The sequence below is a fragment of the Streptomyces sp. genome (assembly GCF_031178505.1).
Taxonomy (GTDB): domain Bacteria; phylum Actinomycetota; class Actinomycetes; order Streptomycetales; family Streptomycetaceae; genus Streptomyces; species Streptomyces gulbargensis.
Window position 1 is genome coordinate 1 of record NZ_JAPSIW010000187.1, and the last position, 10,329, is coordinate 10,329.

The window sequence follows — 10,329 nt, forward strand, 5'->3', positions numbered from 1 at the left end:
GGTCCGCGAGGCCGGCCTGGAGATCGAGGCCGGCCAGGACCTGCGACCAGCCGTACCGGGCGGGGCGCGGGCAGGCGTGCACGATCCGGGCGCAGGTGTCGACCCGGTCGGGCGCCGAACCGGGGCCTATCGTGGCGTACTTGAGGATCTTCTTCGAAAGGGCCGTGACCGGTCCCAGCGGCGCCTTGGAGCCGAGCACCGCCCCGGTCAGCAGGGTCCGCAGACCGCCCGGCCGCAGGGGGAGGACGGTGGCCTCGGCGGTCAGCCGTGAGGGCCCGGTCGAGCAGAGCAGCACGGCGGCGGCGTGCTGCCGCAGGCCCGCCCGGCCGGCGGCGGCCATGATCGTCATGCCGCCCATGGAGTGCCCGGCGAGGACGGCGCGTTCACCGGGGCCGAGCGTGGCGGCGAGCACCGCCTCCAGGTCGTCGGCGAGGGACGTGGTCGAGTAGCCCTGCCCGGTGGGCCCGGGCAGCGGCGAACGGCCGTGGCCGCGCTGGTCGTAGGCGATGACCCGGTGGTCGGTGGCGAGCGCGCGTATCTGCTCCGCCCAGAAGGCGATGGAGCAGGTCCACCCGTGGGCGAGCACGACGGCGGGGGCGCCCTCGGGGCCGTACACCTCGACGTGGACGCGGGCGCCGTCGGCGGAGACGGCGGTCAGTTCGCGGGGAACCGGCATGCGGCGGAGCGTCACTTGGCCGCCTCCTTCGCGCGGGAGGCCGGGGTCCCGGCCGGGTTCAGGGGCCTGGGCGCGCGGACCACCTCGTACTCGGAGAGGTCGACCCGGCGGGTCTCGCGCCGGAACTCGGCGGTCGTGCCGGGCCACAGGGTGGTGTTGCGGCCGCTGGCGTCGAGGTACCAGCTGTCGCAGCCGCCGGACTTCCACACGGTCCGCTCCATGCGGGACTGGACCTTGCGGTTCCAGGCGCCGACGGCGGAGGGCCGCACGGCGAGGGCGGCGCGTTCGCCGAGGCCGTGGAGCCGGCGCAGGTAGTCGGCCATGTAGTTCAGCTGGGACTCGATCATGAGGATCATCGAGGAGTTCCCGAGGCCCGTGTTGGGCCCGATGATCATCATGAGGTTGGGGAAGCCGCTCGCGGTGGCTCCGCGCAGCACCTGCACGCCGTCCTTCCAGGACTCGGCGAGGCTGTGCCCCTCGGCGCCGATCACGCGCTCGGCGATCGGGATGTCGGTGACGTGGAAGCCGGTGCCGAAGATGATCGCGTCGACCTCGGTCCCGGTGCCGTCGGCGGCCACCACGGTCGAGCCGCGGACCTCGCGCAGCCCGGAGGCGACGACGTCGACGTTGGGCTGGGCCAGCGCCGGGTAGTACGTGTTCGAGAGCAGGATCCGCTTGCAGCCGATGCGGTACGAGGGGGTCAGCTTCGCGCGCAGCTCCGGGTCCTTGATGGAGCGGGCGATGTTGGCCTTGGCGAGCTTCTCGACCAGGCCGAGTTCGCCGGGGTGCTTGGTGAAGGCGCCGACCTGGAGCTCGCGGATGCCCCAGAGGACGCCGCGCCGCAGGGTGGCCGTGACGGGCAGCGTGCGGTGCAGCCAGCGCTCGGCGCCGCTGATGGAGCGGTCCATGCGCGGCATGACCCACGGGGGCGTGCGCTGGAAGAGGGTCAGCCGGCCGACCTCGCGCTGGATCTCGGGCACGATCTGGATGGCCGAGGCGCCGGTGCCGATCATGGCGACGCGCTTGCCCCTGAGGTCGTAGTCGTGGTCCCAGCGGGCGGAGTGGAAGACCCTGCCGGGGAAGTCGGCGAGCCCCGGGATGTCGGGGATCTGCGGGTCGGACAGCGGCCCGGCGGCGGAGACGACGACATCGGCGCTGAGCCGGCCCGCGCTGGTCTCGATCTCCCAGCGCAGCTCCTCGGCGTCCCACTCCATGCGGAGCATCTCGTGGTTGAGACGGATGTGCGGACGGAGCCCGAAGGTGTCGGCGACGTGCTCCAGGTAGGCCCGGATGTGCCGCTGGCCGGAGAAGGTGCGGGGCCAGTCGGGGTTGGGCGCGAAGGAGAAGGAGTAGAGGTGGGACGGGACGTCACAGGCGCAGCCGGGGTAGCTGTTGTCGCGCCAGGCGCCGCCCACGGAGTCGGCCCGTTCCAGGACGACGAAGTCGGTGATCCCCTCGCGGCGCAGCCGGACGGCGGCTCCGAGCCCGCCGAATCCCGATCCGATCACCGCCACCCGTACGTGCTCGTGCTTCGCCATGCCGCCTCCCGCGCGCCCGGCCAAGATTCCGCCAGCAATCACTGGCACAGTCGGGACTGTAGAGCAGCTCCCTACCGAGCGGTAGAGGTCCGGCGCGGGAAAGTTACCGGCGGTACAACATAGGCTGGCGTCCGTGGCAGAAGGATCAGGCACCCGACCGGGCGAGACGGCGGAGACCGCGGCGGGCACCCCCGTACGCGAGTACCGCATGGAGGAGCTCGCCGCCGCGGCCGGCATCACCGTCCGCACGCTGCGCTTCTACCGGGAGCGCGGCCTCATCCCGCCGCCCCGCCGCGAGGGCCGCATCGCCTGGTACGACGACCACCACCTGGCCCGGCTGCGCACCATCGCCGCCCTCCTGGAACGCGGCCACACCCTCAACGGCATCGCCGACCTCACCGCCGCCTTCGAGAGCGGGCGCAACGTCCGCGAGGTCCTCGCCCTCCCGGCACCCACCGAGGAGGAACCGGTCCGCCTCACCCCCGAGGAACTCGCCGACCACTTCGCCGGCGAGGTCACCCCCGAGAACCTGGCGGCCGCGCTCGACCTCGGCTACGTCCTCACCGACGGCGAGGAGTTCGTCCACATCAGCCGCCGGCTGCTCGACGTCTCCGCCGCCCTCGTCCGCGAGGGCGTTCCGCTCGCCGAGGTCCTCAAGGCGGGCGCCCGCGTCCGCGAGCACGCCGAGGCCCTCGCGGGCCTCTTCACCGACCTCCTCCGCGCCCACGCCCGCGACGGCGACATGCAGCGCCTTCGCCCGCTCGCCAAGAGCGTGGTCGAGGCGGAACTGTCGATGGCCCTCGACCGGCAACTTCGGGACGACACCGCGTAGGCGCCCTGGTCAGAGCTGGTACACGGCGGTGACCGGCGCGTGGTCGCTCCACCGCTCGGCATGGGTGGCGGCCCGCTCGACGTACGCCTTCACGGCCTTGGCGGCGAGGCCCGGGGTGGCGATCTGGTAATCGATCCGCCAGCCACTGTCGTTGTCGAAGGCGCGCCCGCGGTACGACCACCAGCTGTAGGGGCCCTCCTGGTCGGGGTGGAGGGCGCGGACGACGTCCACGTAGCCGCCGTCGTGCTCGTCGAGGACGCGGCTCAGCCAGGCGCGCTCCTCGGGGAGGAAGCCGGCGTTCTTGCGGTTGGCCCGCCAGTTCTTGAGGTCGGCCTCGCGGTGGGCGATGTTCCAGTCGCCGCAGACGACGACCTCGCGGCCGTCGGCGGCGGCCCGCTCCTTCAGCTCCTTGAGGTAGGGCAGGAAGACGTCCATGAAGCGGTACTTCTCGTCCTGGCGCTCGGTGTCGACCTCGCCGGACGGCAGGTAGAGGCTGGCGACGGTGACGCCGGGCAGGTCGGCCTCGATGTACCGGCCGCTGCCGTCGAACTCGGTCGACCCGAAGCCGACGCGCACGGCGTCGGGCTCGCGCCGCGTGTAGAGGGAGACACCGGCCCGGCCCTTGGCGGCGGCGGGAGCGTGGGCGGTGAACCAGCCCTCGGGGGCCCGGACCTCCGCGGGCAGCTGGGCCTCCTCGGCGCGGACCTCCTGGAGGCAGACGGCGTCGGCGGAGCTGCCGGCCAGCCACTCGGAGAAGCCCTTCTTGGCGGCGGCACGGAGACCATTGACGTTCACGCTGGTCACTGTGTACAAAACATGCCCTTTCACAGGGGTGGAGAGGTGAGGCCCACGGGTCAGGCTCCCACACCGGCTGAACCTCCACCGTGGACCCCCTCCTTCCGGTCGCCGCGTGAGGACGACCCGGCGCGCGAGCTGCCGCAGCAGGCCGCTGCACTCGCTGTCGTCCCTCATCCTTCCCTCCACCCATACGAAAGCGGCCCGCTCCCTCCCGGTGCGGGCCGCTTTCGTCATGTCCGGGGGGTCACCGAACCCACTCCGCCCCGGGCACCGGGCACGACTCCGAGTCCAGCCAGGCCACCGTGGACCGAGGCCCGACCGTCAGCCCGAACCGCTCGAACCCCGGCCGGGACCGGCCGTTCCACCACCGGTAAGCGGCTTCGGTCTCATCCCACAGGCGCCGGGGCCCACTCTGGTAGACGACGAACTCGCTCTCCCCCGGCTCCCAGTCGATCGACGCCCAGGACTCACCATCGAGGCCGTACGTCCACAGCGTGTACGAACCGTCGTCGTACCGCTCGACCGACCACCATGCGTCATGCACGTGAAGGCCAATGGCGAACTGCTCGACCCAACCGCCCACGTCCGACGGCGGGATGAGCGTGGCGCTCCGGACGCCGTCCGCCGGCCAGGCCTGCCCGCGCATGTACGTCTCATGGGCGGGAAGATCTGCGCGCTGCTGCCTCAGTCGCATGAACGCCGAGGACCGGGTGAAGCGCCCCCGGGCGTGGCCGTCCTCGCCGACCACCAGGCGCACGATGGCCTCCCCGCCGTACAGCGGGCCCCACGGTGCGACGATCACCCCGCCCGTCGCCGTCTGCTCGATCCAGGCCGACGGGACCTCGCCAACCGAGCAGGTCGCGATCACGCGGTCATACGGTGCCCGGTCGGCAAATCCCTCCCGGCCGTCGCCGACGACGACGAGCGGTTCTTCGGCGCCGAACTCGGCGAGGTTCTGCCGGGCGCCCGCCGCGACGGCCGGGTCGTACTCGATGCTGACGACGTTCTTCGCACCGGCCCGGTGGGCGAGTAGGGCCGCGTTCCACCCCGTGCCCGTCCCGATCTCCAGCACCCGGTGACCTTCTTCGACGTCGAGGTCGCCGAGCATGCCGAACACCATGCGAGGCTGCGAGTTGCTGCTCGACGGGCGCGTGCCGAGGCCGTCGCCCTCGTGTTCGCCGTCATCCCACTGCGTGGTGAGCGGCCGGTCCTCGTAGACCGCGGTCAGCCAGTCGATCGGGTCGGTGCGGCGATCCACCAACGCTGTCTGGCGGGTGCCGTCGGGGGTGCCGGGCCAGATTCGATCCGGCACGAACAGGGCGCGAGGGACAGCGCGGTAGGCGTTCAGCCAGTCCGTCCCCAGTGCACCCGATGCCATGAGCGCGGAGGCGAGCCCCTGGGGGCCCACCTCCTCTGTTCGCCTCTCCACGAGGCCTCTACTTGCCCGTGGCGGGGCCACTGCCGTCGGACGTGTTACCGCCCTCGGACGACCCGCCGCCGCCGTGCTTGGCGCCGCTGCTGCTGTCGTCCTGCTGGCTGCCGCCGGTACCGCTACCCGATCCTCCGCCGTGCTTCGGCATGGGGTCACTCCTTCGTGTGGTTGGCGTTGTGCTCGTGACGGCCGCCCTGAACGGGCGGCCGAGGTCCCTTACCCGGACTCGAACCGGGGTCTCCGCGGCGGGTGTGTGGACGAAACGGCCGTGCGGGCTCTGCCTGCCTGAGCTACAAGGGACATAGAACCCGCCGCCCACCGCCAGAGGTAGGCCCCTGGGTGAGCGACGGTGACCGGCCGGCCATGGAGTTCGGGCCGTCACCGGGGCGGGCCGGAGTGGGTGGCCTCACCCCGGTAGCTCCGGGCCGGGGTGAGGCTTTCAGGGGGTGCGGAGCCAGAGGGCGGCGCCGTACGCGCCGACGGTCACCGCAGTCAGGAAGAGGGCGGCGCGGTACGGGCCGGCCGCTCCTCGCCGATCAGGCGCAGGGCGCCGCGCGGGTGGAGTGCCTCGCGTTCCTCGGGGCTTGCCGGCCAACATCCGCGTGCCTCCGCCTCCCAGACGTACTCACCGGGGCGCGCCAGCGTGAGGGTGTTTCCGTGGACGTCACGCACCTGCCCGGCCAAGGCCCGGGTGCCGTCCGTGACGATGTCACCCGGCCGGTACCTCATGACGGCCGCCGGTCCGCGCGCAGGATCTTCGTCAGCCGCTTCGCCCCCGCGATGCTCACCTCGCCCAGGCCGTACACGTGGACCTCGCCACGGGGGTGGTGCGGGTCTCGCGGTAGAGCATGTGGGTGGAGAGGCCGGCATCCTCCATGGCGGCGCGAAGGGCGCGGAACGTCGCCGCGGCCTCCTCGGTGCTGACGGGGCGAAGCGGCGGCGCGGGCGTCGGCGTGCTCATGTCGTGGCCTTCCTGACGGGGGTCGTTCAGGTGCTGTAGCCAGTTAACGACTCTGCGTACATGGGAACTTGCACAGATGTTGCACAAACGCTGAGGCGCAGGGCGACACCTCCTGTGACCATGGACTGTGACGTGACCTCGACGGGGTAGGACTGACCGCATGAGCACGACCAGCGAAGTGGCGCCCGGGGCGAACCTCGCCCTGCTCCGGAAGACACGCGGCATCTCACAGGCCCAGCTCACCCGCACCGCCGGCATCTCCGTGTCGCTGCTGTCCAAGATTGAGGTCGGTGACCGCACGCTCACGCCGACCGTGGCGGCTGTCATCGGGAAGGCTCTCGGCATTCCCATGGCGGAGGTACTGGGGAAAACCAGGGTGGTGGGCGACGACGAGGAACGGCTCACGGCCCTACGGTCTGCGGTCCGGGACTACGACCTGCCAGGACGCACACCCGCCGAGGAAGGCGCCGTTCTGGCCGCAGTGGAGGCCGTGCGAGAGGCCCGGGACGCGGCCCGCGTGCACCACGTGCTCGCTCGGCTGCCGGGGTTGCTGAGGAGCGCCACCACGTACGCCCACACGGAGAACTCCGCCGGGGCCTGGATGACACTGGCGGAGGTCTACAGCTCCGTGTACTGGCTCGCCGCGCGGCACCGGTGGATGGACATGGCCGAACTCGCGGTGACCCGGCAACGGTGGGCGGTCGAGCAGCAAGCGACCCCGCTCGGTGAGGCCATCGCCGCCCGGGACCGGGCCGGCGCCTACCTGAACGGCGGGGACGCCGAGGGGGGCCTCATGATCGTGGACCGAGCCATCGCACGGGCGGAAACAGCCCTGTCGGGGGAGGACCGCGCGTTCGCGGTGGGGATGCTGAACCTGCGGGGCATGACACTCGCGGGGCGCTTGGAGGACAAGGTCGAAGGTGCCCGTGAGGCTGAGCGGCACATCGCGTCGGCCTCACGGCTGGCGGACGACTGGTTCAGCGGCGGCGACGCGAACCGCCACTCGATGATCTTCGGGCCGCAGAACACGACCACGCACGTGCTCGCAACTCGGCTCGACCTTGGCCGCCCGCAGGACGCATTGGACGTCGCCCAGAACCTCGACCAGGTCCTCGACGGCCTACCGCCCACCCGGGTGGCTCCGTCGCGGCTGAACGTGGCTCGTGCCCACTTGGACGTGGGGAACCGCGAGGCTGCTCTCGCGTCCCTGTCTGCGGCGTGGGAGGCAGCGCCGGAGATGGCCCGCATCCACCCCATGGCCCGCGAAGTCTTCCGTGTGCTCGCCTCTCTGCACCGGCGGAGCAATCCCGAGCTGCTCCGCCTCTCGCACATGTCCGGCATCGCTTTGTGATCGGGGCCATCCACTACGGCCTCCGTCGCGATCAGGCGAACGGGGCCGTAGTGTTTGCCCAGGTCAAGGCCGGGATGTTGTGCACACACCGTGGCAGGTCACGGTGAGCATCCCGCGAGGATACCGACAGTCGATGCATACATGTACGATACATCGCATGAACATCCAGCCGCTGCCTTTCGACCACCCCGACGCCGTCAAACTCAACGACGCCGTACAGCTGGAGTACGTCGCCCGTTACGACGACGAGGGCGATCTCACACCGCTGGACCCCTCCATGTTCACCCCGCCGCACGGCCTCTACCTACTCGCCTACGACCCGCTGGGCCGCCCCGTCGCCACCGGCGGCTGGCGCACCCAGGACGAGAACGACGAGGGCTACGCGGACGGCGACGCCGAACTGAAGCGCATGTACGTGGTCCCCGAGGCGCGTGGCCTCGGCCTGGCCCGCCGCATCCTCGCCGCCCTGGAGGCGGACGCCCGCGCGGCCGGCCGCACCCGCATGGTCCTGGAAACGGGCACGGCCCAGCCGGAGGCCATCGCCCTCTACACCTCCAGCGGCTACGAGCCCTGCGCCAAGTTCGGCCTCTACCGCGACTACCCCAACAGCCGCTGCTTCGCGAAGCCCCTGGCCTGAGGGGTCACCCTTCCGCCAGGATCGCCCGCCAGACGTCGAGCCGCTCCACCTCCCCCTTGTAGTGCTTGCCCCCGAGGCGGGCGTGGACGGCCTCGTACCGCCGGACGAGATCCGCAGCCGTCCGCTCGACCTCGGCGGGCAGGTCCCGCTCGATCCTCCCCTGCCAGTCGAAGCGCGACTGCTCGTCATGCAGCCCGGCCACGGGCAGGGTCTTCCGGCAGGCCTCCCGTGCGACCAGGTCGGGGGCGTACGAGATCAGATGGCCGGCCCGTTCCCTGGCCCGGGCCGGCAGGCGCCGCAGCGCGGCCTGCGCCGCCTCGTAGGCGTCGACGGCCCGCACGACACCGAGCGGGCTCATCCGGTCGTGGAAAATTTCCAAGTAGAGGGCCGAACCGACGCTTCCCCAGAGGACTTCGAGGCCCTCGTCCGTCGCCGCCAAGTGCGCGGCCTCCGGCCCCGGCCCGGCCGAGAGACAGGCGAGCCCCCGGGTGACCACGGGCATCGTGTAGAGCCGCTTGCTCGGCCCCGCACTCGCTCCCCGCCACGGGCTGAACGACCCCTCCTTCTCCCAGTCGCTCCTCATCAGCCGCTGGATGTTCGGGCACCGGACCAGCCGGTCCTGCGCCGTCGGGACGTTGACGTGCCGGTACGCGGCGTCGTGCAGGTCCCGCGCGACATCACGGGCCCGGCCGCAGTGGATCTCCAGGCGCACCGTCGCCCGGTCCAGGTGCGCCGGCCCCCAGCGGTCGAGCCCGTCCGCGACGGTGCACAGCCGCTGGAGCCCGTCGATGCACTCGACCCCGTACACATGCAGGGCACCCACCCCGCCCCGGGCCGCGGCGAGGCCCGGCACGTGCACCTCGTCGGCCCCGAGAACGATCGGGTGGATCCGCCCGAAGTGCTCGGGCCGCTCCGCGAGGGTCCTGCGGAGCTCCAGGTTCGCCGGCGTCTCGCCCAGGAAACCCCGCCGGGCCCCGAGCGCCCTCACGGCGTCGGGCCCTTGCGCCAGTCCGGCCAGCTCCACCGCCGACACGGACACGTCCCAACCGTGCGGAGCCTGGGAGAAGTGACGGGGGTTCAGCGCGAGGTTCACCCCGACCGGGAAGGGCCAGGGAGCGGAGTAGGACTCGTGATTCATACCGGAGTAACTTCCGGCGCACCGCGCAGGTGGCGGCCGACGCGATCACATCCGGAAAAGAATCCCCCGCCCACGCCCGTGCTCCACCCCGGCGAAGTGCGCCCGGAAACGGCGGAATCCCGCCCGATCTTGCGATCGGACGGGATTCCGTCTGTCTGTGGACCTGTGGGGATTTGAACCCCAGACCCCCTCGATGCGAACGAGGTGCGCTACCAGACTGCGCCACAGGCCCTTGCGACGTGTGAAACATTAGCATCCCCGTCGGCGAGAACAAAAATCGCTTCCGCCGCAGGTCAGCGGAGGGCCGTCGCGGGCCTCCGCCGGGGTGGGTCACTCGTTGGCGGCGCGGGGGCGGTCGTCGTCCGCGTACTGGTCGAAGAGGGGGGTCCGGCCGTGGTCGCGGGTGCGGCGGGGCGGGGCGGGGCGGCGCTCCGGGGCCGGGGTGGGCGGCGGGGTGGGGTCGGCCGCGGTGGAGGAGCGGGCCGCGCTCCAGGTCTCCGGGTCGGTGATGTCCACGCCGCTCGACGCGCGGGGGGCGACCGGGGCCGTGACGTACGTGGGCAGCGGCACCGGGACGGGGTCCCAGCTGTCGCCGCGGGCCGGGCCGCGCTCGCGCTGCTGGTCCACCCACTCGGCGTGGTCCGTCTGCTCGACCAGGGCGCGGCGGTCCGCCTCCTGCGGGGAGACGGACGGGGCCGGGGCCTCCTCGGCCTCCGGGGCGGGGTCGGGCGCGGGCCGGCGGCTCTCGCGGAGACGGGCGGCGGCGGCCTCCGCGCGGCGCCGGTCCATGACGTACACGAAGCGGCGGCGCTCCTGGACGCGCAGGTGCACGATGTACGCGCTCAGCAGCACCGCCGGGACGCCCGGTGCCCACAGGAAGGTGACGCCGCCGACCGCGGCGACGATCGCGCCGAGGGTGAAGGCGATGAAGAGGACGGTGATGGTGCGCCGGCGACGGGCGAGGAC

At 72.2% G+C, this 10,329-nt stretch carries 11 protein-coding genes, 1 tRNA gene and 1 pseudogene; 3 read left to right on the top strand and 10 right to left on the bottom strand.

Going from position 1 to position 10,329, the window contains the following annotated elements:
- Together RIF68_RS15135 and RIF68_RS15140 are read right to left on the bottom strand one after the other, a co-directional pair.
- Nucleotides 1-676: alpha/beta fold hydrolase (locus tag RIF68_RS15135; RefSeq protein ID WP_309051771.1), on the bottom strand; the 676-nt coding region annotated here is incomplete at its 3' end.
- Nucleotides 677-687: 11 nt separating this feature from the next.
- Entirely contained in the window at nucleotides 688-2,214 is a 1,527-nt protein-coding gene (locus tag RIF68_RS15140) for an NAD(P)/FAD-dependent oxidoreductase (protein ID WP_309051762.1), read from the bottom strand.
- Nucleotides 2,215-2,422: 208 nt separating this feature from the next.
- Between RIF68_RS15140 and RIF68_RS15145 the strand changes: the two genes are divergently transcribed.
- Nucleotides 2,423-3,046, top strand: a complete 624-nt coding sequence (locus tag RIF68_RS15145; protein WP_309051772.1) for a MerR family transcriptional regulator — start codon at nucleotides 2,423-2,425, stop codon at nucleotides 3,044-3,046.
- 9 nt (nucleotides 3,047-3,055) lie between these two features.
- On the opposite strand, the gene RIF68_RS15150 is transcribed toward RIF68_RS15145, so the two are convergent.
- The 5 genes from RIF68_RS15150 to RIF68_RS15170 all read right to left on the bottom strand — a co-directional run bounded on the left by RIF68_RS15150 (nucleotide 3,056) and on the right by RIF68_RS15170 (nucleotide 6,237).
- A complete protein-coding gene (locus RIF68_RS15150) occupies nucleotides 3,056-3,859 on the bottom strand; it encodes an exodeoxyribonuclease III (protein WP_309051763.1) in 804 nt (267 codons plus the stop codon).
- Nucleotides 3,860-4,088: 229 nt separating this feature from the next.
- Nucleotides 4,089-5,273 (bottom strand): methyltransferase domain-containing protein, encoded by a 1,185-nt coding sequence (locus RIF68_RS15155; protein WP_309051764.1) that lies wholly within the window; start codon nucleotides 5,271-5,273, stop codon nucleotides 4,089-4,091.
- 7 nt (nucleotides 5,274-5,280) lie between these two features.
- Nucleotides 5,281-5,424: a hypothetical protein gene (locus RIF68_RS15160; RefSeq protein WP_309051765.1), complete on the bottom strand. Its 144-nt coding sequence runs from the start codon at nucleotides 5,422-5,424 to the stop codon at nucleotides 5,281-5,283.
- Nucleotides 5,425-5,768: 344 nt separating this feature from the next.
- Nucleotides 5,769-6,005 carry a hypothetical protein gene (locus RIF68_RS15165; protein ID WP_309051766.1) on the bottom strand — a complete coding sequence of 79 codons (237 nt, stop codon included), beginning with the start codon at nucleotides 6,003-6,005 and terminating at the stop codon, nucleotides 5,769-5,771.
- 55 nt (nucleotides 6,006-6,060) lie between these two features.
- Nucleotides 6,061-6,237, bottom strand: a complete 177-nt coding sequence (locus tag RIF68_RS15170) for a hypothetical protein (RefSeq protein WP_309051767.1) — start codon at nucleotides 6,235-6,237, stop codon at nucleotides 6,061-6,063.
- A gap of 160 nt (nucleotides 6,238-6,397) precedes the next feature.
- Between RIF68_RS15170 and RIF68_RS15175 the strand changes: the two genes are divergently transcribed.
- Both RIF68_RS15175 and RIF68_RS15180 read left to right on the top strand, forming a co-directional pair.
- Nucleotides 6,398-7,588: a helix-turn-helix transcriptional regulator gene (locus RIF68_RS15175; RefSeq protein ID WP_309051768.1), complete on the top strand. Its 1,191-nt coding sequence runs from the start codon at nucleotides 6,398-6,400 to the stop codon at nucleotides 7,586-7,588.
- Nucleotides 7,589-7,745: 157 nt separating this feature from the next.
- Entirely contained in the window at nucleotides 7,746-8,225 is a 480-nt protein-coding gene (locus RIF68_RS15180) for a GNAT family N-acetyltransferase (protein ID WP_309051769.1), read from the top strand.
- A gap of 4 nt (nucleotides 8,226-8,229) precedes the next feature.
- On the opposite strand, the gene RIF68_RS15185 is transcribed toward RIF68_RS15180, so the two are convergent.
- The 3 genes and pseudogenes from RIF68_RS15185 to RIF68_RS15195 form a co-directional block, all read right to left on the bottom strand.
- Nucleotides 8,230-9,363: a hypothetical protein gene (locus tag RIF68_RS15185; protein ID WP_309051770.1), complete on the bottom strand. Its 1,134-nt coding sequence runs from the start codon at nucleotides 9,361-9,363 to the stop codon at nucleotides 8,230-8,232.
- Between the two features lie 158 nt (nucleotides 9,364-9,521).
- Nucleotides 9,522-9,595: transfer RNA gene (locus RIF68_RS15190), tRNA-Ala, on the bottom strand.
- 98 nt (nucleotides 9,596-9,693) lie between these two features.
- A pseudogene (locus RIF68_RS15195) lies at nucleotides 9,694-10,329 on the bottom strand (hypothetical protein); the annotation flags it as partial.

Coding starts and splice junctions, on each gene's coding strand:
- RIF68_RS15140 (WP_309051762.1), bottom strand. CDS start 2,214: ATGGCGAAGCACGAGCACGTACGGGTGGCGGTGATCGGATCGGGATTC.
- RIF68_RS15145 (WP_309051772.1), top strand. CDS start 2,423: ATGGAGGAGCTCGCCGCCGCGGCCGGCATCACCGTCCGCACGCTGCGC.
- RIF68_RS15160 (WP_309051765.1), bottom strand. CDS start 5,424: ATGCCGAAGCACGGCGGAGGATCGGGTAGCGGTACCGGCGGCAGCCAG.
- RIF68_RS15165 (WP_309051766.1), bottom strand. CDS start 6,005: ATGAGGTACCGGCCGGGTGACATCGTCACGGACGGCACCCGGGCCTTG.
- RIF68_RS15170 (WP_309051767.1), bottom strand. CDS start 6,237: ATGAGCACGCCGACGCCCGCGCCGCCGCTTCGCCCCGTCAGCACCGAG.
- RIF68_RS15175 (WP_309051768.1), top strand. CDS start 6,398: ATGAGCACGACCAGCGAAGTGGCGCCCGGGGCGAACCTCGCCCTGCTC.
- RIF68_RS15180 (WP_309051769.1), top strand. CDS start 7,746: ATGAACATCCAGCCGCTGCCTTTCGACCACCCCGACGCCGTCAAACTC.
- RIF68_RS15185 (WP_309051770.1), bottom strand. CDS start 9,363: ATGAATCACGAGTCCTACTCCGCTCCCTGGCCCTTCCCGGTCGGGGTG.